The organism is Kitasatospora sp. NPDC056783, assembly GCF_042789895.1.
Classification (GTDB): Bacteria; Actinomycetota; Actinomycetes; order Streptomycetales; family Streptomycetaceae; genus Kitasatospora.
On sequence record NZ_JBHUAF010000063.1, the window covers coordinates 1 to 21,635 of the forward strand.

Sequence of the window (21,635 nt, forward strand, 5' to 3'; positions counted from 1 at the left end):
CCGCGAGAGCGGCCGACGGCGCGCGGTCCGCCACCCGCACGCAGGGCTACGCCCGGCGGAACTGCTCCACCAGGGTGCTCAGGCTGGCCCCGCCGTTCCCGGCCTCGACGCCCCGCCGGACCGTCTCCGCCAGCAGTGCCGGCAGCGCGCCGTCCACCCCGGAGGCCTCGACGGTGTGCCGCACGTGCTCGATGCTCGCGAGCGCCATGGTCAGCCGGTCGACGTCCCCGCGGTGGTCCCCGGCGGTGATCCGCGGCGCGTAGAACTCGACCATCCCCGGCAGCAGCGAGGCGGTGGAGACGGCGTACGGCCGGAAGTCCTCGGCCGGGATGCCGTTGGCCTCGGCGATCGCGGTGGCGTGCAGGTAGCCGACCATCGAGGTCCAGAAGAGGTCCATCTGGATCTGGTAGTACAGCTGCGCCAGCCCCGGGTCCTCGCCCCGGTAGTCGGCCCCGGTGAGCACCTCCAGCGCGGCCCGGTGCCGCTCGAACAGCTCGGCCGGTCCGCTGTAGAAGGCGGACGACCCGGGGCTGCCGATGCCCGACGGCGGCACCTGCACCCCGCCGGTCAGATGCCCGGCCCCGCGCTCGGCGAGCCAGCCGGCGACCTCCCGGGCCCGCTCGGGGGTGTCCGAGCCGAGGTTCGCCACGGTCTTCCCCGCCAGCGCCGGCTCCGCCGACCCCAGGACGGCGAGAGCCGCGTCGTAGTCGGTGAGGCTGAGCACCACCAGTTCGTTCGCCGCCACCGCCGCCTCCGCGCTCGGCGCGCGCTCCGCCCCCCTGGCGACCAGTTCGTCGGCCCGCCCGGCCGTGCGGTTCCACACCGTGACGGCGTACCCGGCGTCCAGGAACGCCCCTGCCATGGCCCTCCCCATCGGGCCGAGCCCGATCACCGTCACGGAACTCTTCGACCGCTGCTCCACGGACATGCGTCTTCCCCTCCTCTGGAACGAACGCTCTATCCAGAGCGCCGGAGCCGACGCTAGCACAGCCCTAGAACGAACGCTCTATTCATCCCATCGGATAGGATCACGCCGTGAAGACGCCCGAGAAGACCGCCGCGAAGACGCCGGAGAAGACCGTCACCGTCGGCACCCGCGAGCGGATCGTCCGGGCCACCTCCCGACTGCTGCAACGCCAGGGGTACGAGGGCACCGGAATCAAGCAGATCTCCCGCGACGCCGGGGCCACCCTCGGCTCCGTCTACCACTTCTTCCCGGGCGGCAAGCAGGAGTTGGCCGCCGAGGCGATCCGGCACGGGGACGAGGAGTTCGCCGTCCTGCTGCGGGCCGGGCTGGACTCCTCGGCGGACCTCGGCGAGGCGATGACCGCCTGCACCCGGCTGCTCGCCACCGAACTGCGCGCCTCCGACTGGCAGGACGGCTGCCCGATCACCAGCACCGCGCTGGAGACCATCGGCCGGGCGCCGGTGATCGAGCAGGCCGTGGCCGAGGCCTTCACCAACTGGCGGGCCATCGTGGAGGAACGGCTGCGCGCCTCCGGCATCGGCGAGGAGGACGCCCGCGAACTGGCCGGCACCGTCATCAACACCCTCGAAGGCGCCGAGCTCGCCGCCCAGGTCGCCCGCAGCGAGGAGCCCCTGCTGGTCACCGGCCGGCACCTGGCCCGGCTGCTCTCGACCTACCGCTGAAACGCCCGACTCCCGTCAGGAGCAACGGACTTGTCGATCGAAGTGGCGCTGTACGACGGCCGTCCGCAGGGCGGCCGCCGCGGCGGCCCCGCCATGCTGCACCTGTCGACCTGCCACGGCGGCGGCCTCGCCGAGGCGCTCGCGGAACACGCCCGGCCGTCCGACCACCGGCTCGGCCGGATCGACCCGTACGGCGACACCCTGTTCAACGAGCAGGACGCGGGCGCCGCCTTCGAGGAGGCCACCGCCCTGCTCGCCCGCTGCACCAGCGAGGCGCAGCGGGCGGCCGTGCGCGACCTGCGCAACCTGCTCGCCCACTGCGCCGCCACCCCGGGCAGCTGGCTCTGCCTCCTCGGGGACTGATCCAGGGACTGATCCGGAGACCGATCCGGGGACCGACCGCCGGCTCCGCTACGGTGTCGAACCGCCCCCGGACCGCCGGTACACCTCCGCCGCGACCGCCAGGTCCTCCCAGGCCATCCCGACGCTCTTGAAGAACCGCGGCCGCCCGTCCGGCACCGGTGTCTCGCCGCGCACCAGCTCCGCGAGGTTCCACAGCCGCCGCCCGGCCACGCCCGCCATCAGCAGGTCCCCGGCCTCCCGGGCCGCGACCGCCCGCGCCTCCACGTACAGCTCGGCACGGTGGACCAGCGCCGCGTCCACCTCCCGCGCGTCCGGCTCGTGCGAGCCGACCGCCGCCACCACCGCGTGCGCGGGCACCAGCGTGCCGTCGAACAGCGGTGTGCGCGCGGTGGTGCAGCAGACCACCAGGTCCGCCGAGGCCACCGCCTCCGGCCCGCCGACGCCGGCCGTCAGGCCGAGCCCGTGCCCGTACGCCGCCAGCGCCCGCGCCCGCCCGGCGTCGCGCGCCACCACGGTGAGCCGGGTCAGCGGCCGGACGGCGAGCAGCGCGTCCAGGTGTCCGTAGGCCTGCGGCCCGGAGCCGAACAGCACCAGGTGCTCGGCCTCCGGCGGCGCCAGCCGCCGCAGCGCGGCCGCGGTGACGGCGGGCGTGCGCAGCGCGGTGAGCGCGGCGCCGTCCAGCAGCGCGACCGGCTGCAGGGTGGGCCCGTCCAGCAGCAGGTAGCTGCCGGTGATCCGGGGCAGCCCCCGTTCCGGGTTGGCCGGCGCCACCCCGGCGATCTTCACGCCCGCGTACGGTCCGGCGGCGGCCGGCATCAGCAGCAGTTCCCCGGCGGGGACCGGTACGGCCGATCGGGCGGGTGCCGCCTCCGGGTCGAACCCGTCCAGCAGCACCCGCTCGATCGCCCCCACCGCCTCGGCGGGCCCGACCCCGCCGGTGCTCTCCCGGCCCGGCGGCCGGGAGGTCCCCCCGGGCACGAGGTGCCGGAGCGGCACGGCCCCCGTACCGGAGGACGCGTTCGGGTTCACAGCAGGAACCCCGTTCCCAGCTCGTCGCCCGGCTCCAGGACGAAGCCGTGCTCGCCGGTGCGGAACGCCGTCCCGCCGACCTCGGTGACCACGCCCTCGCCGCGCGGGTCGCCGCCCGGCAGGTAGCGGCCGGTGAAGACGGTGCCGATGACGGACTCGTGCCGCAGCGGCTCGCCGGGGGCCAGCCGCCCCTCGGCCGCGAGCACGGCGAGCCGGGCGGAGGTGCCGGAGCCGCAGGGCGATCGGTCGATCTGCCCGTCCGCGAACACGGTGACGTTCCGCTGGTTCAACTCACCGTCGATCGAGGGGAGTTCGTCGTACAGCACGACCCCGTACACACCCGACAGCAGGGGGTCCGTCGGGTGCGCGACCGCCGCCGAGCCGGCCAGCGCGGATCTGATCTCCCGCCCCACGGCGGTGAGTTCGGGCAGCTGGTCGGGTTCCACGGCGAGCCCCAACGCGGCCGCCGGCACCGAGGCGTAGCAGGCGCCGGAGTGCGCCACCGCGACCTCGACGGTGCCGCGCGAGGTCTCCACCGGCAGCTTCGGCTCCGCCACCCGGGTGGGCACGTTGCGGAAGGTCACCCCGACGGTCCGCCCGCCCGACCGGTGCACCAGTGCGGTGACCCGGCCGGACGGCACGTCGATCCGCACCCGCGCCACGCCGTCCGCCGGGGCCGCCACCAGGCCGGAGTCCACCGCCCAGGCGCCGAGCGCGATGGTGCCGTGCCCGCAGGCGGTGGAGTAGCCGTCCTTGTGCCAGAACAGCACCCCGAGGTGCGCCTCGTCGTCGTCCGGCGGCACCAGGAAGCCGCCGTACATCCCGGCGTGGCCGCGCGGCTCCCGGGTGAGCAGCCGGCGGACGGTGTCCAGCGGGCTCGGCCGGGGTGCGGTCGCGCTGCCGCCGGCGCCGAGTGCGATGGCCCGACGCTCGGCGACGGTGTCACCGGGGATCGGCGGCGCGCCGTCCAGCACGATCCGGAACGGCTCGCCGGCCGTGTGGTAGTCGACGGTGCGGACGAACATCAGGCGCCCCCGCCCGGCAGCACGCTCACGGTCCGGCTGACGGTGTAGAAGTCCAGTGCCGCCTGGCCCTGTTCGCGGTCGCCGTGGCTCGCGCCCTTGGCCCCGCCGAACGGCAGGTGGAAGTCGACCCCGCTGGACGGGGCGTTGATCCGGATCATGCCCGCGTCCAGTCGGTCGGCGGCGGCCAGCGCCACGTCCAGGTCGCGGGTGTGCACCGAGGTGGAGAGGCTGTGCGGGGTGTCGTTGGCGAGCGCGATCGCCTCGTCCAGGTCGGCCGCGGCGTGCAGCACCGCGACCGGGCCGAAGAACTCCTCGCGGGCCAGCGGGTGTTCGGCCGGGACGTCGGCGAGCAGGGTCGGCTCGACGTACCAGCCGGCCCGCTCGGGCACCCCGCCGCCCGTCAGCACCACGGCCCCGGCCCCGGCCGCCGAGGAGACGGCGCCGGTCAGCCGCTCCCGCGCGGCGCGGTTGATCACCGGTCCGCAGACCGTGTCGTCGACCGCCGCGAGCGCCTTGACCAGCGCCTCGCGCAGCGGCTCGTAGGCGGCGCCGACCGCGATCACCCGGCTGGTGGCGGTGCACTTCTGCCCGGCGTACCCGGCGATGGCCGCCGCGAGGTGCCCGGCGGCGAGCTCGATGTCGGCGTCCGGCAGCACCAACGCGGCGTTCAGCCCGCCGAGTTCGGCCTGCACCGGCACCCCGCGCCCGGTCGCGGCCCGCACCACGGCCCGGCCGACGCCGGTCGAGCCGGTGAAGGAGACCACGTCCGCCGCGTCGACCAGCGCCGCGCCCTCCTCCGCCCCGCCGGGCAGCACCGTGAACACGTCCTCGGGGAGCCCGGCCAGCTCCGCCAGCCGCAGCGCGCAGGCCGTCGCCTCGGGCGCGGGCTTGAGCACCACCGCGTTGCCGACCGCGAGGGCCGGCGCGGCCTTCCAGCTCGGGATCGCCAGCGGGAAGTTCCACGGTGCGATCAGCCCGGCCACCCCGTACGGGCGGCGCCGGGTGAGCAGCAGCCCGGGCCCGGCGGCGGTCTCGTGCACCGCCCCGGACGGCGCGTACGGCGCCTGCGCGTAGTAGCGCCAGATCGCCGCCGTCCGGGCGACCTCGCCGGCCGCCTCGGCCGCGGGCTTGCCGACCTCGCGCACGATCAGCGCGGCCAGCTCCCGGGCGTGCGCCTCCACGGCGTCCGCGATCCGGCCGAGCGCCGCCGACCGGCCGGCCGCCCCGGCGGCGAGCCAGCCGCCCTGCGCCGCCCGGGCCCGCCCGACGGCGGCCCGCACGGCCTCGGCGCCGGGCTCCTCGACGGCGACCAGCAGGTCCTCCGGATCGGCGGGGTTGTACGAGGTGATGGTCACGGCGGCGGCCCTTCGGGAGAGGTTCGTACGGGGAGGTCAGAGCAGGAAGCCCGCCGGGAACGGGTCGCTCGGGTCGAGGAAGTACTGGGCGGTGCCGGTGATCCAGGCCCGCCCGGTGACGGTGGGCACCACCGCGGGCAGTCCCGCCACTTCGGTCTCCTCCACCAGCCGCCCGGTGAAGGTGGTCCCGATGAAGGAGTCGTTGCGGAAGTCCTGCCCGAGCGGCAGTTCGCCGCGCGCGTGCAGCTGGGCCATCCGGGCCGAGGTGCCGGTGCCGCAGGGCGAGCGGTCGAACCAGCCGGGGTGGATGGCCATCGCGTGCCGGGAGTGCTCGGCGGTGGAGCCCGGGGCGAGCAGCTGGACGTGGTGGCACCCGTGGATGGAGGGGTTCTCCGGGTGGACCGGCCGGTCCGGGGCCGCGTTGATCGCCGCCATCATCGCCAGGCCCGCGTCCAGGATCTCCTGCTTGTGCTCGCGCTCGAAGGGCAGCCCGAACTCGGCGAGCGGCAGGATGGCGTAGAAGTTGCCGCCGTACGCGAGGTCGTAGGTCACCGCGCCGTAGCCGGGCACCTCGATCTTGCGGTCCAGGGCGACCGAGTAGGACGGCACGTTGCGGATGGTCACCGCCTTCGCGGCGCCGTCCTCGACCCTCACCTCGGCGACCACCAGCCCGGCCGGGGTGTCCAGCCGGACGGTGGTGACCGGCTCGACCACCGGCACCATCCCGGTCTCGACCAGCACGGTGGCGACCCCGATGGTGCCGTGGCCGCACATCGGCAGCAGTCCGGAGACCTCGATGTAGAGCACCCCGAAGTCGGCGTCCGGCCGGGTCGGCGGCTGGAGGATCGCGCCGCTCATCGCCGCGTGGCCGCGCGGCTCGTACATCAGCAGGGTACGGAAGTGGTCCAGGTGCTCCTGGAAGTGCACCCGGCGCTCGGCCATGGTGGCCCCGGGGATGACGCCGAAGCCCCCGGTGATCACCCGGGTCGGCATGCCCTCGGTGTGCGAGTCGACGGCGTGGAACACATGACGGCTGCGCATGGGTCACGACTCCCGTACAGGATCGGATGGTTGAGTGGTCGGATCAGACGAGGCCGTCGGCCAGCGCCTTCTCGGTGGCCGCGCGCACGGCCGCCTCGGTCTCCGGGGAGAGCGGCACCCGCGGAGCCCGCACCGGGCCGCCGGGGCGCCCGGCGATGTCCATCGAGAGCTTGATCGCCTGGACGAACTCGGTCTTGGAGTCCCAGCGCAGCAGCGAGTGCAGCGCCTTGTAGAGCGGCAGCGCGCTCTCCAGGTCGTGCCGGACGGCGGCGTCGTAGAGCGCCACCGAGGCCTCCGGCAGCGCGTTCGGGTAGCCGGCGATCCAGCCGACCGCGCCGGCCAGCGCGAGCTCCAGCAGCACGTCGTCGGCGCCGATCAGCAGGTCGAGCCCGGGGGCCAGCTCGGCGATCTCGTACGCCCGGCGGACGTCGCCGCTGAACTCCTTGACCGCGACGATCGAGCCCTCGCCGTGCAGTCGGGCGAGCAGCGCGGGGACGAGGTCCACCTTGGTGTCGATCGGGTTGTTGTACGCCACGACCGGCAGGCCCGCCTTGGCGACCTCGGCGTAGTGGGCGCGCACCGAGGCGTGGTCGGCCCGGTAGGCGTTGGGCGGCAGCAGCAGCACCGAGCCGGCGCCGGCCTCGGCGGCCTGCTCGGCCCAGCGGCGGGACTCGGCGCTGCCGTACGCGGCCACCCCGGGCATCACCCGGGAGCCGTCGCCGGCCGCCTCGACCGCGACCTCGACCACCCGGGCGCGCTCCTCGGCGGTCAGCGTCTGGTACTCGCCCAGCGAGCCGTTGGGGACGACGCCCTCGCAGCCGGAGTCGATCAGCCAGCGGACGTGCTCGGCGTAGGCGTCGTAGTCGACGGAGTGGTCCGGTCGCAGCGGCAGCGTGGTGGCGACCATGATTCCGCGCCAGGGGCGGGAGGTGTCGTGCGAGGTGATGGACACGTGGACTCCTTGATGAGGTGTGACATTTTATAAGCCGGATCGGGCCGGAGACAAGCTCCCCGGCCCACCCGGAAGACAGAGAGGCCCCACTCGGGGACGGGGCCCTGCCCACGGGGGCCTACTCGGGTACGGGGCCCCGCTCGGGGAGGGGGCCCGCCGCCAGCTGGGAGAGCGGCACCGGGCAGCCCAGCGGCCGCCGGTCCGGGCCCGGCCCAGGCCCACCCGAGCCCGAGCCGTCATCCGCACCCGCACCCGCACCCGCACCCGCCAGACAGGCCACCGCCGGGCCGCACATCCGGCCCTGGCACCAGCCCATCCCGGCCCTGGTGAGCAGCTTGACGGTGCGCGGATCACCCGCGCCCAGCTCGTCGACGGCCTCCCGGATCGCCGCGACCGGCACCTCCTCACACCGGCAGACGTCGGTGTCCGGGCGCAGCCAGCCGGTCCAGCCGGGGCCCGGCCGGTGGGCGGCGGCCATCAGCTCGGCGAAGGCCCGCAGCCGCGCCCGGCGGCGCAGCAGCCCGGACGCGGGCCGCGCCCCGGCGACGGCGTGCGCGGCCAGCTCGCCCTCGACGAGGGCGAGGTCGGCGCCGCCGACGCCGTTGGTCTCCCCCGCCGACCAGAGCCCGGGCACGCTGGTGCGCAGCCGGGCGTCCACCGCCAGCGCGACCGCGCCGTCCGGTCCGTTACGGGTCCGCGCGCCCAGCTCGGTGGCCAGGTCGATCTGCGGCAGCAGCCCGTGGCCCACGGCGAGCGCGTCGCAGTCGATCCGCCGTTCCGTGCCGGGCACCGGCCGCCAGTCGGCGTCCAGCCGGGCCACCGTGACACCGGTGACCCGGTCCGTCCCGTGCGCCTCGACCACCGCTCCGCGCGGGCGGAGCCGGACGCCGTGCCGCAGCAGCGCACTGCCGTGCCCGGCGCCCTCGACCAGCTTGCCGGGCACGCCCGCCAGCACGCCGGGGCGCCGGACGTACCCGAGGTAGCCGGTGGCCTCGACCACGGCGGGCACCTCGGCCCCGGCGGCGACCAGCGAGGAGGCCGCCGCGAGCAGCAGCGGTCCGCTGCCGGCCACCACGATCCGCTTCCCGGGCAGCACCAGCCCGGCCTTGAGCATGGCCTGGGCGCCGCCCGCGGTGACCACCCCGGGCAGCGTCCAGCCGGGGAACGGCAGCTGCCGCTCGTACGCGCCGGTGGCGAGCAGCACCGAGCGGGACCGGACGGTGGCCCGGTCGGCGCCTTCCGGCCCACGGGTCACGTGCAGCGCGAAGCCGTCCCCGGTGCGCTCCAGCGCCCAGACCTGGTGGCCGCCCCGGAACTCGGCCCGCGGCGAGGCGTCCAGCCGTTCGGCCAGGCCGGTGTAGACGGACCAGCCGTGGTGCAGCCGGTCCGGCCGGGCCGCGCCCAGCCCGGGCGCCGGGTGGCGGTAGTACTGGCCGCCGGTGCGCTGCCCGCCGTCCAGCAGGACGCAGCTCAGCCCGAGGTCGGCGGCGGCGACGGCGGCGGCCAGCCCGGCCGGTCCGGCGCCCACCACGGCGAGGTCGAAGGTCTCAGACGGCGAGGTCGGCACGGCCGTGGCCCTCCTGGGTGGTGACGGTGGTGCCCGGTTCGGCGGGCAGCAGGCAGGTGCGCTGGTTGGGGCGGCCGTCCACGGTGGCCAGGCAGTCGAAGCAGGCGCCGATGCCGCAGAACGCCCCGCGCGGCTTCCCCCCGACCCGGGTGGTGCGCCAGGCGAGCACGCCGTCGGCCCAGAGCGCGGCGGCGATCGACTGACCGGGCAGCGCGGGGACGGGCCGCCCGTCGAACTCGATCAGGTGGGCGGGCCCGGGCTCGGCCTCGACCAGCCCGGCGGGGGTGCGGCGGCGCATCGGCGGCCTCTCCAATCTCACGAGTCCAGCTCACGGACCCGACTCACGGGCGGGTCCGTCTCACGGGTCCATCTCACGGGTCCATCTCACGGGTCCAACGGGGAACTTCACACGTCCGGGTGGTTTCCCGGCCGGGCCGTCACCCGGCCGGGAAGCGGTCCGCCCGGAACGGGGCGAGATCCTGTTCCGGCTGCTTGCCGGTGAGCTGCTCGCTGATCAACAGCCCGGTCGCCGGGGCCAGCCCGATGCCGGCCCCTTCGTGCCCGCAGGCGTGGTACAGCCCGGGCACCCGGGGGTCCGCCCCGATGGCCGGCAGGTGGTCCGGCAGGTACGGGCGGAAGCCCCGGTAGGCGCGCAGCACGGTGACGTCGGCGAGCACCGGGAAGAGCTCCGCGGCCTGGACGGCCAGCCGCCGCAGCACCTCCTGGGAGAGCGTGCGGTCGAAGCCGACCCGTTCCCGGCTGGCGCCGATCAGCACCGGCCCTCCCGGGGTGCCCTCGATCACGGCGGAGGTCTCCAGCCCGGCCGATCCGCTGGCCACGTTGGCCACGTAGTCGGCGGCGTACACCTTGTGCCGGACGACCCGCGGCAGCGGCTCGGTGACCAGCACGAAGCCGCGTCGGGGCAGCACCGGCAGATGCACCCCGGCCATCGCGGCCAGCTCGCCGCCCCAGGTCCCGGCGGCGTTCACCACGGCGGGCGCGGCCAGGCTCCGCCGGTCGGTCCGCACCCCGCGCACGGCGCCGTCCGGGCCTCGGTCCACCGCCGTCACGCTCTCCCCGGTGATCAGCTCGGCGCCCAGCCGACGGGCCTCGCGCAGCAGGTGGGCGGCGGCGAGGGCGGGCTGGACCTGGGCGTCCTGCGGGTAGTGGAAGCCTCCGGCCAGGCCCTCGGCGAGGTGGGGCTCCAGCTCGCGCAGCCGCTCGCCGGGCACCTCCTCGGCCTCGACTCCGGCCTCCCGCTGCGCGGCCGCGAAGGCCCGCAGCGCGTCCTGTCCGGCGGCGGTCGAGGCGACCACCAGGCCGCCCTTGGCCTCGTACTCGATCGCCGGGCCGAGCAGCTCGGCGAGTTCGCGCCAGAGCCGGGTGCTGAGCAGGGCGAGGCCGAGTTCGGGGCCGGGCTCCTTGTCGGAGACCAGCAGGTTGCCCTCGCCCGCGCCGGTGGTGCCGCCGGCCACCGGCCCGCGGTCCACGACGGCGACGGCGAGCCCGGCGCGGGCGGCGTAGTAGGCGCAGGCGGCGCCGACCACACCGGCGCCGACCACGACGACGTCCAGGGGAGGTCTCCGGTTCTTCAGCACACCAGTAATATGTCACATTCCATCGACTCTGACCAGAGGGCGACGAAAAGCCCCGGCCCACCGCTCGACGGCGGCGGACCGGGGCTCCTCCAGGCCTACCGGATCAGGTGATGTCGTCCATCTCGTCGCGGCGGGACGCCGGCAGCGCCGCACCGGCCGCCGGAGCCGCGGAGGCCTCGACCATCTCCGCCCCGGCCACCGACTGCACCGAGAGGTCCACCTGCGAGGCCTCCTCGTCGTCCAGGTCCGCGTCCGGGTTGTTGCGGCGCCTGCGCTTGTCGTTGAGGAGCGCGACCCCCACCGCGACGAAGTACAGCGCCCAGATCGGCGCGGCCAGCGCCAGCATGCTCAGCGGTTCGGCGCTCGGCGTGGCGAAGGCCGCGAACACCGTGATGCCCATGACCATGCCGCGCCACCAGCCCAGCAGCCGCTTGCCGGTGACCATGCCGATGACGTTCAGCATCACCAGCAGCAGCGGGAACTCGAAGGCCAGGCCGAAGACCAGCACCATCCGGGTGGCGATGTCGAAGTAGTCCTCGGGCGGCAGGATCGGCGTGGTGTTGTTCGGCGTGAACGAGATCAACACGTCGACCGTGGTCGGCAGCACCAGGATGGCCACGGCCACGCCCGCCAGGAACAGCGGCGTCCCGCAGAGCAGGAAGACGACCGTGTACTTCTTCTCGTGCCTGTGCAGGCCCGGCGCCACGAAGGCCCAGAGCTGGTACAGCCAGATCGGCACGGTCGCGACCACGCCGGCCGTCAGGGCCACCTTGAGCATCCAGGTGAAACCGGAGGTCAGACCGATGTTGGAGACCTGGGCGCACTTGCCGTGGTAGTGCTCGGCCAGCTCCTTGGTGTCACAGCGCGGCAGCGGCTTCAGCAGCAGGTCCTCCAGCTGCTTGTGGTAGATCGCCGCCACGATGGTGATCAGCACGATCGCCAGGACCGACTTGATCACCCGGTTGCGCAGTTCCCGCAGGTGATCGGCGAGGGCCATCCGCCCCTCAGGATCTTTTGACGCCTTCGGCGCCTTGGAGAGCTTGCTCAACCCCGGTCCTCAACTCGTGCGTGGGGGCCCGCCGGTCGACGGGCCTCCGAAGTCGCGTACGTCACGTGCGCCGCGCTCAGTGCGGGCGGTCGCCGTCGGGCGCGGAGGCCCCGGCGGCGGAATCGTTCACCGGACGGGCCGTGGCCGAAGCGCCCGGAGCGGCCTGGACGGTCCTGCTCGCGCCGCCGTCCACCGGTGCCGGAGCGGGCCGGGCCGGCTGCTCGGACTCGCCGTCCGACCGCATCGCCTTGGCCTCGCTCTTCAGGATCCGCATCGACTTGCCCAGCGAGCGCGCCACCTCCGGCAGCCGCTTGGCTCCGAACAGCACGATGGCGAGTACCACGATCACCACGATCGCGGTCATCGAGATGCGCATGCGCGACCACCTTCAGTCTCGGCGGCCCGACCGGCCCGTCCGCTGCGGATGGTAACCGCTGCGGATGACGCCACGACGACGACCGCCCGAACAGGACAGCGGCCCCCGGTACACGGTTCAGGAGCCACCTGAGAGCGTAACCCGCCCTCACCCGTGTGGAGCAGCCCCCGTACCGCCGGGAGCCCGGCTGTGCTAGGCGGTCTCCGACGATTCGCGTCCTAGGGAACCGGGACGCCCCGCTCGGCGTCCTGGACCACGACGCCCGGCATCGCGTCCGCCAGCTCCTCCGCCGCCGCGGCCAGTGCCCGCGAGGCCTGGTCCACGCCCTCGGCGAGCGCCCGCACGTCCAGCCAGAGCCGGATCGCGAGGACCCCGAGGACCAGCAGGCCCGCGGTGGCGAGCAGGACGGCGGCGACGAGCATCCAGGACATGCGCCCCAGCCTATACGGGCCGTACGGCCGTCAGCCCTCCGCCGGGACGAGCCGCATGGTGCGCACCCCGGCCCCGGTGAGCGCCTCGACGATCTTCTCCCCGGCCGGCTTGCGCACCGCCGCCCCGCACCGCGGGCAGCCGAAGCTGTAGTGCGCCTGGGCCGGGGTGCGACCGAGGGTCAGGCGGAACTCCTCGGCCGGGAGCTCCACCTTCTCCCGGCACTCCGAGCAGTACACCTTGAATCTGGTCCCGGGTTCCACCGCTCAGTCCCGCCCCTCCCCGTAGGCGGCCAGCGCCTCCCGCGCGGCCGAACGCGCCTGCTCGGCCAGTGCGGGCGGCGAGACGATCCGGCCGTCCCGGCCCAGCCGCAGCGCCAGCGGGCGCAGCTGGGAGGGATCGGCACTGCGCAGGGTGATCCGAAGCCCGCCGTCGGGCAGTTCCTCGGCCCGGTCGTGGGTGTAGTACTCGGCCACCCAGCGCCCGCCGGAGGAGACCTCGACCACCACCTCCGGGTCGTCCGCCGCCGGGTTGACCAGTCCGCCGCTCAGGTCGCGCGGCTCCCGCCGGGGCGGGTCGGCCGGGACGTCCAGGACGCGGATCTCGGCGACCCGGTCGAGCCGGAACATCCGGTGGTCCTCGGAGGTGCGGCACCACGCCTCGAGGTAGGTGTGGCCCTCGGTGAGCAGCCGGATCGGGTCGACCTCGCGCTCGGTCATCCCACCGCGCCCGTGCGAGTAGTAGCGCAGCCAGAGCCGGCGGCCCTCGCTGAGCGCGCGGTCGATGTCGGCGAACACGTGGCTCTCCGCCTCGAAGGTCACGCCGACCCGGGCACTGCCCTCGGCGCTCTCCCCCGCGGCGTTCTCGATCTTGGCGACGGCCCGGGTGAGCGCCTCCCGGTCCCCGGCCCGCAGGCCCGGCAGCCCGGCCACCGCGCGGGCGGCCACCAGCAGCGCGGTCGCCTCGTCGGCGGCCAGGCGCAGCGGCTGGGCCACGTCGTCGACGTTGTGCCACCAGATCCGCTCGCCGTCGGTGTCGATGTCGAGCAGGTCGCCGCCGCGGAAGCTGGTGCCGCACATCGGCAGCACGTTGAGGTCCCCGATCAGTTCGCGCTCGCTGATCCCGAAGGCCCGGGCCACCTCTGCGACCTCGGCGCCCGGCCGCTCGCGCAGGTAGGTGACCAGCGACAGCATCCGTCGCGTCTGGTCGATGGCGTTGCTCATGCCCGAACCCCTTCAAGCCCCGCGACCGCCCGCAGCCGGTCGATCACATCCGCCCGCAGCTCCTCCGGCCCGAGCACCAGCACGTCCGGCCCGAACTCCGCCAGGTCCGCGCCCAGCCCGTTGCCGTACGGGATCTCCAGCTCGTCCCAGGCCTCGTCGACCCGGGTGCTGTTCAGCGCCTTGGTGCGCAGCGGGAAGCCGGCGCCCCGGCGGACCCGCACGGTCGCGGTGGCGGTGGCCCCCTCCCCCGCGAACTTCGCCACGGTGGCCCGGACGTCCACGTGCTCGGGCACGGTGCCGAGGAAGGCCCCGGACCTGGCCTTCACCCGGCCGGTGATCCGGCTGAGCCGGAACACCCGGGCGTCGCCCCGGTCACGGTCGTACCCGGCCAGGTACCAGTGCCCGCGCCAGCACTCCAGCGCCCACGGCTCGACGCTGCGCTGCTCGACGGCGGCGGCCCCGGCCTTGCGGTACTCGAAGGTGACCGGACGGCGGTCCCGGGCGGCGGTGAGCAGCGGCTCGAACGCGGCCTCCCGGGCCGGGATGCGCGGCTCCAGGGCGGTCCGGCCCTCGGCCTCGCCGAACGGCACCCCGGCCGCGCGCAGCTTCTGGAGGGCGCCGCTGGCCGCGCCGGACATCTTGGCCTGCTGCCAGACCCGGGCGGCCAGGGTCAGCGCGGCCGCCTCCTCCGCGTCCAGGGCGATCTCGGGCAGCCGGTTGCGGTCGGCCCGGGCCAGGTAGCCGAGCTCCCCGTCGAGGGTGCTCTCGTCGACGTCGATCACCAGGCCGAGTTCGCGCAGGTCGTCCTTGTCCCGCTCGAACATCCGGTTGAAGGCGTCCTCGCTGCTGTTCTGCCAGGCCTCGCGGTACGCCTCGATGGATTCCCGCAGCTCCTTCTTGGAGAGCGGACGTCTGGTGTTCATCAGGCACAGGGCGAGATTCATCAGCCGCTCTGCCTTGGCGATCGCCATCGCTGACCCTTCCGGTGTGCCGCGCCGCGCGCGGGGTGCGCCAACCGGGCGATCACCACCCGGCGGGACCGACCGTACCGGTAGCGGTACGCGGTGCAAAAGCCGCCTCTCGCGCCCGCTCCCCGCGGCGTGCCGTTCGGGCCCGGACATGCCCGTGGGCCGGGCCCCCGGAGGGGTCCGGCCCACGGTCACAACCGGCTCAGACGCCCAGCAGGTCGACCACGAAGATCAGGGTCGAGTGCGCCGGGATGAGCGGCGACGGCGACTGGGCGCCGTACGCCAGGTGCGACGGGATGGTCAGCTCGCGACGACCGCCGACCTTCATGCCCGCGACGCCCTGGTCCCAGCCCTTGATGACGCGGCCGGCGCCCAGCGGGAAACGGAACTCGTTCGGGCTCCGGTTCCAGCTCGCGTCGAACTCCTCGCCGGTCTCGAAGGTCACGCCGACGTAGCGGACCTTGACGTTGTGGCCCGGCTTGGCCTCGTCGCCGTCACCGACGACGATGTCGCGGATCTGCAGCTCCTTCGGGGCGTCGCCGATCGGGAAGTCGATCTCGGGCTTCTCGCTGAGGTTGACGCTCACAGTCCCTCTTCTCACATTCGCTGTCATTCACGACCAAGCGGCAGGCGCCCGCACCCGGTCCGCCAGAACGACGAGTCCTGGCGGACCACAGTACGGGCGCCCGCCGCCCGTCCGGGTCCGGCCACGCAGGCCGGACCCGAAGGTCACACGCGCACCATTGTCACCCGAAAGTGACTCAGCCCTGACCGGCGTCCAGGATGTCCACCACGAAGACCAGCGTCGCGCCGGCCGGGATGTCGCCCTGGCCCTTGTCGCCGTAGCCCAGTGAGGCGGGGATCACCAGCTCGACCCGGCTGCCGACCGTCTGGCCCTCCAGGCCCTGGTCCCAGCCCTGGATGACCTGTCCGCCGCCGACCGGGAAGGTGAACGCCTGGCCCTTGCTGAGCGAGGAGTCGAACACCTTGCCGTCCTTGAAGAGCGCGCCGGTGTACTGGACGACGACCTTCTCGCCCTTCTCCACCTTCGGGCCGGTGCCCTTGATCAGGATGTGCGACTTCAGCTCGGTCGGGTCGGCCGCCCCGGGCACCGGGGTGATCTCGGCCGGCTTCTTGCCGTTGTCCTTGACCTGCGGGAAGTCCGCCGGCGGCGGGGTGACGGTACCGCTCACCACCGCGTCGGGCGCGTTGGCGTTGCGGATGTCGATCACGAAGATCAGGTCGTCCTTGGCGCCGATCGACATGTCGGCCTTGCCCTGCGAGCCGAAGGCGGCGGTCGGCGGTGCCACCACCAGCAGCCGGCTGCCGGCCTTCTTGCCGATCACGGCCTGGTCCAGCGCCGGGATCAGGGCGTCGGTGCCGGCCTGGAAGATCTGCGGCTTCCCGCTGGCGTCGTACGAGCTCGGGATGTCCTTGCCGGTGTTCCAGTCCTTGGCGGTGTAGTCCACCGAGGTCCAGGAGTTCTTCTCGACCTTGGCACCGTTGCCCTCGGTGAGCACCTTGACCACGAACGAGCCGTCGGACGCCTCGCCCGGCACCTGGATCTCGGCCTTCTTGCCGAAGTCGCCGGTGACGGTCGGCAGCACCTTGGCGCTGTCCTTGATCGGCGGCACCGGCTCGGCGCTCGGCGTGGGCGGCGCGGTCTTGGCGGCGTCCGGCTTGGCGGCCGACGCGCTGTCCTTGGACCCGCCGTCCTTGTTCACCATGTAGAGCGTGATGCCGCTGCCGACCAGCAGCACGGCCAGCACCGTGCCGAGGATCACGCCCAGCTTGCCGACGCCGGGCGGGTTCTCGTCGTACCCGGCCTCCGAGGAGTCGGCCTTGCGCACGTTGGAGGCGAAGATCTGCGGGGCCTCGTCCGTCTTGGCCCCGCCCGTGGCGCGCGGCGCGTCACCGGGCTGCGCCCAGCCGGCCTGCTGCGCCAGGATCGCCGGGGGAACGACGATCGACTCGCGATCGGCGCCGGCCTCGCCGCCGGGACGAGAGGCGGCCGGGTCACCCGCGGAGCTGTCGTTCGCCGCGGTGCCGGCCCCGCCCGGGCTCGGCGTCTTCTCAGTCATGACTCCCCATCCATCTCGCCACGAGGTCTTCCAGGTCTGCGCCCGGCGTGGACACGCCGGCCTGCGGTCGCACCGCCCGCCCCGGACCTCGGCGCCGGGCGGCGCCTGCCACAGTGCGTGGGCAGTATGACAGCTCAGGATGAGGGCGGACGCTTCGTTGTACGAGCGTCCGCCCAAGCGTACGGAATCCCCGGGGTGACTTCGAGGGGCCTGTCCGATGGATCCTCGTCGGCGGCCAGGCCCTAGACCGCTTCCAGGATGTCGATGACGAAGACCAGGGTCGAGTTCGGCGGCACCGCGCCCTGCGCCTTGTCCTGGTAGCCGAGCGCCGGCGGCACCACCAGCAGCACCCGGCTGCCGACGTTCTGCCCGACCAGGCCCTTGTCCCAGCCCTCGATCACGCTGCCGGTGCCGATCTGCACCGCCTGCGCGCCCCCGTGCGTCCAGGAGGCGTCGAACTGCTGGCCGTCCGCCCACAGCACCCCGGTGTACTGCACCACCAGGGTCTGTCCGCTCTTGACCTGCTTGCCCTCGCCCTTGATCAGCACCGCCTGCTGGAGGTCGGTGGGCGCGGCCTGCCCGGCCGGGACCGTGATCGTCGCCGGCGCCTTGCCGTTGTCCTTGACCTGCGGCATCGTCGCGGGCGACTCGGCCATCGTCCCGGTCAGCGTGGAGTCCGGCGGCAGGCTCTCCATGATGTCCAGCACGAACACCACGGTGTCGCCCTTGTTGACGCCCAGCTGGCCGGAGCCCTGCTCCCCGAAGGCCGCCTCCGGCGGGGCCACCACCAGCAGCCGGGTGCCCACCTTCTTGCCGATCACGCTCTGGTCGAGGGCCGGCACCAGCTGCCCGCTGCCGGCCTGGTAGAGCTGCGGCTTGCCGTTGGCGTCGTACGAGCTGGGCAGGTCCTTGCCGGTGGTCCAGTCCTTGGCGGTGTAGTTGACCGTCACCCAGTCACCCTTGCCGACGGCGGCGCGATCGCCCTCGCTGACCGTGTTCACCACGAACTGGCCACTGGGCTGCCGGCCCTCGGGGATGGTGATGGTGGCCTTGCTGCCGAACCCGCCACCCGAAAGAGTGGGCATCGGTGACGCTTCCCCGACCGGCGCGGGCACCGTCGGGGCGGCGCTCGCCGGGGACGGTGTCGCCGGGCCGGCCGCCTTGGGGGAACTGCTGCAGGCGACCGCGAGCAGCAGCGGCAGGGTCAGAAGCAAACCGGCGGTGCGGCGCACGGTGGGTGGTCCTAACTGTCGGTCGAAGTCGGCTCTCCCGACTCGACGGACAGCGTATGCCCGGCACGCGTCCGGCCCCGGTAGGCACCACCGGGGCCGGATGCCGCCTTGATCACGCGGCCGCTCGGGCTACATCCCCGCGATCAGCTTCTCCACCCGCTCGTCGACCGAGCGGAACGGGTCCTTGCACAGCACCGTGCGCTGCGCCTGGTCGTTCAGCTTCAGGTGCACCCAGTCCACCGTGAAGTCCCGGCGCTGCTCCTGCGCCCGGCGGATGAAGTCCCCGCGCAGCCGGGCCCGGGTGGTCTGCGGCGGGATCGACTTGGCCTCGAAGGTCTTGAGGTCGGTGGTCACCCGCTGCGCCTGGCCCTTGCCCTGGAGCAGGTAGAACAGGCCGCGACGGCGGTGGATGTCGTGGTACGCGAGGTCGATCTGGGCCACCCGCGGGTTGGACATGCTCATCTGGTGCTTCTCGCGGTAGCGCTCGATGAGCTTGTACTTCATGATCCAGTCGATCTCGGTGGCCACCCCGTCCAGCCGCTCGGTGCGGACGGCCTCCAGGGTGCGGCCCCAGAGGTCCAGCACCCGGCCGACCGTCCCGGTGTTGATGCCCTTGCGGTCGGCGAACTCCAGGGCCTTGGTGTAGTACTCCTCCTGGATGTCCAGCGCGCTGGCCTCGCGGCCGTTGGCCAGCCGCACCTGGTGGGTGCCGGTGAGGTCGTGGCTGACCTCGCGGATCGCCCGGATCGGGTTCTCCAGGGTGAGGTCGCGCATCACCACGCCGGCCTCGATCAGCCGCAGCACCAGGTCGGTGGCGCCGACCTTGAGCAGCGTCGTGGTCTCGGACATGTTGGAGTCGCCGACGATCACGTGCAGCCGGCGGTAGCGCTCGGCGTCCGCGTGCGGCTCGTCCCGGGTGTTGATGATCGGGCGGGAGCGGGTGGTCGCGGAGCTGACGCCCTCCCAGATGTGCTCGGCCCGCTGGCTGACGCAGTACACCGCGCCGCGCGGGGTCTGGAGCACCTTGCCCGCGCCGCAGATCAGCTGCCGGGTGACCAGGAACGGGATCAGCACGTCGGCCAGCCGGGAGAACTCGCCGTGCCGGGCCACCAGGTAGTTCTCGTGGCAGCCGTAGGAGTTTCCGGCCGAGTCGGTGTTGTTCTTGAAGAGGTAGACGTCCCCCGCGATGCCCTCCTCGTGCAGCCGCCGTTCGGCGTCCACCAGGAGTCCTTCGAGGATGCGCTCGCCCGCCTTGTCGTGCGTCACCAGCTCGACGACGTCGTCGCACTCGGGGGTGGCGTACTCGGGGTGGGAGCCGACGTCGAGGTAGAGGCGGGCGCCGTTGCGCAGGAAGACGTTGCTGCTGCGGCCCCAGGAGACGACCCGGCGGAACAGGTACCGCGCCACCTCGTCCGGGGACAGCCGCCGCTGCCCGCGGAACGTGCAGGTCACGCCGTACTCGTTCTCCAGCCCGAAAATCCGGCGGTCCATGAGCACTCCATTCTCGTCGGAGCTGTCCGAAACCGCCTCCACGGCGGCTGGGCCGCCGCAGGGGCACCGGAGTCCCGTACGGCGGCGGTCGGGCCGCCGCACGGGACTCCACAGGCACTGCTACACCGGCGTGCCGTCCGCCGGGTCCTCGTCGTCGTCCGCCTCGGCGGACTGGTCCCCGTCGAGCAGCCGGCCCAGCTGGTTGCCCAGGATCCGCTTGAACTTGCGCTGCTGGAACCGCTGGCGGTCGAGGACCGCGACCTCCAGCTGTTCCGGCGTGAGGCTGCGCGGGCTGCCCCCGTTGGGGTCGCGGGCGAGCGAGTCGACCGCGACCTTCACCGCCTCGGTGAGGCTCAGGCCGGCGCGGTGGCGCTGGCCCAGGTAGTTGCCGATCGAGTCGGCGTTGCCGCCGACCACCACGTAGTTCTTCTCGTCCACGACCGAACCGTCCGGCGTGAGCCGGTAGATCTGGTCGTTGTCGGCGGTGCGGCCGACCTCGGCCACGATCAGCTCGACCTCGTACGGCTTCTCGCCGACCGAGGAGAAGATGGTGCCCAGCGTCTGGGCGTACACGTTGGCCAGGCCTCGGGCGGTGACGTCGGCCCGGTCGTAGGAGTAGCCGCGCAGGTCGGCGTAGCGGACGCCGCCGATGCGCAGGTTCTCGAACTCGTTGTAGCGGCCGACCGCCGCGAAGGCGATCTTGTCGTAGATCTCGGAGACCTTGTGGAGCGCCCTGGAGGTGTTCTCCGCGACGAAGACGATGCCGTCGGCGTAGGTGAGCACGACCACGCTGCGGCCGCGCGCGATGCCCTTGCGGGCGTACTCCGCGCGGTCGGCCATGGCCTGCTGGGGTGAGACGTAGAACGGTGTCGACACCGGCGGTCGTCCCTTTCCTGTGAGGTGACGGCTAGATCAGCGGGGCCTGCGGGCCGTTGGGCCGGGTCAGGCGGTCGTCGGTGATGGCGACGGTGGTCCGCGCGACCTCCGCCTCGGTCAGCCGGCGGAAGCCGTCCTCGGTGATCAGCGAGACGATCGGGAAGATCTTGCGGGCGAGGTCCGGGCCGCCGGTGGCGGAGTCGTCGTCCGCCGCGTCGTAGAGCGCCTGGACGACCAGGGTGACGGCCTGGTCGGCCGTCAGGTCCTCGCGGTAGAGCTTCTTCATCGAGCCGCGGGCGAACACCGAGCCCGAGCCGGTGGCGGCGAAGCCCCGCTCCTCGGAACGCCCGCCGGTGACGTCGTAGTTGAAGATCCGGCCGCGGCCGCGGTCCAGGTCGTAGCCGGCGAACAGCGGCACCACCGCGAGGCCCTGCATCGCCATGCCCAGGTTGCCGCGGATCATGGTGGTGAGCCGGTTGGCCTTGCCCTCGAGGGAGAGCGTGGTGCCCTCGATCTTCTCGTAGTGCTCCAGCTCCAGTTGGAACAGCCGGACCATCTCGACCGCGAGGCCGGCGGTGCCGGCGATGCCGACCGCGCTGTACTCGTCGGCCGGGAAGACCTTCTCCATGTCGCGCTGGGCGATCACGTTGCCCATCGTCGCCCGGCGGTCACCCGCGATCACCACGCCGCCGTCGAAGACCGCGGCCACGATCGTGGTCCCGTGCGGGGCCTCGACCACGGTGCCCTCGGGGAGTCCGCGGCGGCTGCTGGGGAGCAGATCGGGCCGGTGCTCGGCGAGGAACTCGATGAACGAGGAGGACCCCGGGGTCAGGAAGGCAGCCGGTAGCCGCCCGGTGCCACGAGTGTTGGCTTCCACACGATTCCTTCCAGGTAGCTTGAAGCGCGCGCTGCCCGCACCCTACCCGCCCGACGATCACTGTCCACGCGTGGAGGGGCCGGTGCCGGACGGCCGGGCGGGTTCTGCCGCCCGGCCGCCGCGGACGGTCGCGACCGTGAATTCCGGAATGCCCGGGGACGGGCTATTGCCCGCCCTTCTGGACGAATCCCCGGACGAAATCCTCGGCATTCGACTCGAGGACCTCGTCGATTTCGTCCAGGACCGCGTCGACGTCGTCGCTCAGCTTTTCCTGACGCTCCTTGAGGTCGTCGGAATTCTGGCTTTCCGCAGCCTGCTCCTCGACCTCCTCGGAGGAACGGTTTGCCCGCTGCTGGCCGCCGCCGGTGTCCTTGCTCGCCATTTCCCTCACCCCGCTCGATTCGTCTGGCACGGTTGGGTCTCCGCTTGCTGCATCGACCCTATACACAAGGTG

The 21,635-nt window shown here is 73.5% G+C and carries 24 protein-coding genes; 2 read left to right on the forward strand and 22 right to left on the reverse strand.

Features of this window, described 5'->3' with window-relative positions:
* Positions 1-46: 46 nt before the first annotated feature.
* Positions 47-928 (reverse strand): NAD(P)-dependent oxidoreductase, encoded by an 882-nt coding sequence (locus tag ACFRMQ_RS12640; RefSeq protein WP_380729961.1) that lies wholly within the window; start codon positions 926-928, stop codon positions 47-49.
* Positions 929-1,035: 107 nt separating this feature from the next.
* On the opposite strand from ACFRMQ_RS12640, the gene ACFRMQ_RS12645 reads away from it, so the two are divergent.
* Together ACFRMQ_RS12645 and ACFRMQ_RS12650 are read left to right on the forward strand one after the other, a co-directional pair.
* Positions 1,036-1,650 carry a TetR/AcrR family transcriptional regulator gene (locus ACFRMQ_RS12645; protein ID WP_380729963.1) on the forward strand — a complete coding sequence of 205 codons (615 nt, stop codon included), beginning with the start codon at positions 1,036-1,038 and terminating at the stop codon, positions 1,648-1,650.
* A gap of 30 nt (positions 1,651-1,680) precedes the next feature.
* Positions 1,681-2,013: a hypothetical protein gene (locus ACFRMQ_RS12650; protein WP_380729965.1), complete on the forward strand. Its 333-nt coding sequence runs from the start codon at positions 1,681-1,683 to the stop codon at positions 2,011-2,013.
* A 48-nt stretch (positions 2,014-2,061) separates the two neighbouring features.
* Here the strand turns inward: ACFRMQ_RS12650 and ACFRMQ_RS12655 are convergent, their stop codons facing one another.
* The 21 genes from ACFRMQ_RS12655 to ACFRMQ_RS12755 form a co-directional block, all read right to left on the reverse strand.
* Complete coding sequence (locus ACFRMQ_RS12655; protein WP_380729968.1) at positions 2,062-3,042, reverse strand: ornithine cyclodeaminase family protein; 981 nt, start codon at positions 3,040-3,042, stop codon at positions 2,062-2,064.
* Positions 3,039-4,067 (reverse strand): proline racemase family protein, encoded by a 1,029-nt coding sequence (locus ACFRMQ_RS12660; protein WP_380729970.1) that lies wholly within the window; start codon positions 4,065-4,067, stop codon positions 3,039-3,041. Before ACFRMQ_RS12660 ends, ACFRMQ_RS12655 begins: the two co-directional genes overlap by 4 nt.
* Entirely contained in the window at positions 4,067-5,422 is a 1,356-nt protein-coding gene (locus tag ACFRMQ_RS12665) for an aldehyde dehydrogenase family protein (RefSeq protein ID WP_380729973.1), read from the reverse strand. Before ACFRMQ_RS12665 ends, ACFRMQ_RS12660 begins: the two co-directional genes overlap by 1 nt.
* 36 nt (positions 5,423-5,458) lie before the next feature.
* Complete coding sequence (locus tag ACFRMQ_RS12670; protein WP_380729975.1) at positions 5,459-6,463, reverse strand: proline racemase family protein; 1,005 nt, start codon at positions 6,461-6,463, stop codon at positions 5,459-5,461.
* A 43-nt stretch (positions 6,464-6,506) separates the two neighbouring features.
* Positions 6,507-7,370 (reverse strand): dihydrodipicolinate synthase family protein, encoded by an 864-nt coding sequence (locus ACFRMQ_RS12675; RefSeq protein ID WP_380730017.1) that lies wholly within the window; start codon positions 7,368-7,370, stop codon positions 6,507-6,509.
* Positions 7,371-7,533: 163 nt separating this feature from the next.
* Positions 7,534-8,982, reverse strand: coding sequence for an NAD(P)/FAD-dependent oxidoreductase (locus ACFRMQ_RS12680; RefSeq protein WP_380729977.1), 1,449 nt, complete (start codon positions 8,980-8,982; stop codon positions 7,534-7,536).
* Complete coding sequence (locus tag ACFRMQ_RS12685) at positions 8,963-9,280, reverse strand: (2Fe-2S)-binding protein (protein WP_380729979.1); 318 nt, start codon at positions 9,278-9,280, stop codon at positions 8,963-8,965. Before ACFRMQ_RS12685 ends, ACFRMQ_RS12680 begins: the two co-directional genes overlap by 20 nt.
* Before the next feature lie 139 nt (positions 9,281-9,419).
* The gene (locus ACFRMQ_RS12690) at positions 9,420-10,580 is read right to left on the reverse strand and encodes an NAD(P)/FAD-dependent oxidoreductase (protein WP_380729981.1); all 1,161 of its coding nucleotides are present in this window, start codon (positions 10,578-10,580) and stop codon (positions 9,420-9,422) included.
* Positions 10,581-10,683: 103 nt separating this feature from the next.
* Positions 10,684-11,577, reverse strand: a complete 894-nt coding sequence (tatC, locus tag ACFRMQ_RS12695) for a twin-arginine translocase subunit TatC (protein ID WP_380729984.1) — start codon at positions 11,575-11,577, stop codon at positions 10,684-10,686.
* Positions 11,578-11,704: 127 nt separating this feature from the next.
* Entirely contained in the window at positions 11,705-12,004 is a 300-nt protein-coding gene (gene tatA, locus ACFRMQ_RS12700) for a Sec-independent protein translocase subunit TatA (protein WP_380729986.1), read from the reverse strand.
* A gap of 218 nt (positions 12,005-12,222) precedes the next feature.
* Complete coding sequence (locus tag ACFRMQ_RS12705) at positions 12,223-12,435, reverse strand: hypothetical protein (RefSeq protein ID WP_380729988.1); 213 nt, start codon at positions 12,433-12,435, stop codon at positions 12,223-12,225.
* Positions 12,436-12,465: 30 nt separating this feature from the next.
* Positions 12,466-12,696 (reverse strand): hypothetical protein, encoded by a 231-nt coding sequence (locus tag ACFRMQ_RS12710; protein WP_030055598.1) that lies wholly within the window; start codon positions 12,694-12,696, stop codon positions 12,466-12,468.
* A gap of 3 nt (positions 12,697-12,699) precedes the next feature.
* Positions 12,700-13,656, reverse strand: a complete 957-nt coding sequence (locus ACFRMQ_RS12715) for a helix-turn-helix transcriptional regulator (RefSeq protein WP_380729990.1) — start codon at positions 13,654-13,656, stop codon at positions 12,700-12,702.
* The gene (locus tag ACFRMQ_RS12720) at positions 13,653-14,627 is read right to left on the reverse strand and encodes a helix-turn-helix transcriptional regulator (RefSeq protein ID WP_380729992.1); all 975 of its coding nucleotides are present in this window, start codon (positions 14,625-14,627) and stop codon (positions 13,653-13,655) included. The genes ACFRMQ_RS12715 and ACFRMQ_RS12720 overlap by 4 nt, the downstream gene beginning before the upstream one ends.
* A gap of 199 nt (positions 14,628-14,826) precedes the next feature.
* On the reverse strand, positions 14,827-15,237 hold the full coding sequence (locus ACFRMQ_RS12725; protein WP_380729994.1) for an FKBP-type peptidyl-prolyl cis-trans isomerase: 411 nt from the start codon (positions 15,235-15,237) through the stop codon (positions 14,827-14,829).
* A gap of 148 nt (positions 15,238-15,385) precedes the next feature.
* Positions 15,386-16,705 (reverse strand): FKBP-type peptidyl-prolyl cis-trans isomerase, encoded by a 1,320-nt coding sequence (locus ACFRMQ_RS12730; protein WP_380729996.1) that lies wholly within the window; start codon positions 16,703-16,705, stop codon positions 15,386-15,388.
* 242 nt (positions 16,706-16,947) lie between these two features.
* On the reverse strand, positions 16,948-17,937 hold the full coding sequence (locus ACFRMQ_RS12735; RefSeq protein ID WP_380729998.1) for an FKBP-type peptidyl-prolyl cis-trans isomerase: 990 nt from the start codon (positions 17,935-17,937) through the stop codon (positions 16,948-16,950).
* Positions 17,938-18,066: 129 nt separating this feature from the next.
* Positions 18,067-19,428 (reverse strand): Pup--protein ligase, encoded by a 1,362-nt coding sequence (gene pafA, locus ACFRMQ_RS12740; protein WP_380730000.1) that lies wholly within the window; start codon positions 19,426-19,428, stop codon positions 18,067-18,069.
* A 120-nt stretch (positions 19,429-19,548) separates the two neighbouring features.
* Positions 19,549-20,304: a proteasome subunit alpha gene (prcA, locus tag ACFRMQ_RS12745; protein WP_380730002.1), complete on the reverse strand. Its 756-nt coding sequence runs from the start codon at positions 20,302-20,304 to the stop codon at positions 19,549-19,551.
* 31 nt (positions 20,305-20,335) lie between these two features.
* Entirely contained in the window at positions 20,336-21,181 is an 846-nt protein-coding gene (prcB, locus tag ACFRMQ_RS12750; protein WP_380730004.1) for a proteasome subunit beta, read from the reverse strand.
* A gap of 163 nt (positions 21,182-21,344) precedes the next feature.
* Positions 21,345-21,563, reverse strand: a complete 219-nt coding sequence (locus tag ACFRMQ_RS12755) for a ubiquitin-like protein Pup (protein ID WP_188299085.1) — start codon at positions 21,561-21,563, stop codon at positions 21,345-21,347.
* Positions 21,564-21,635 lie beyond the last annotated feature (72 nt).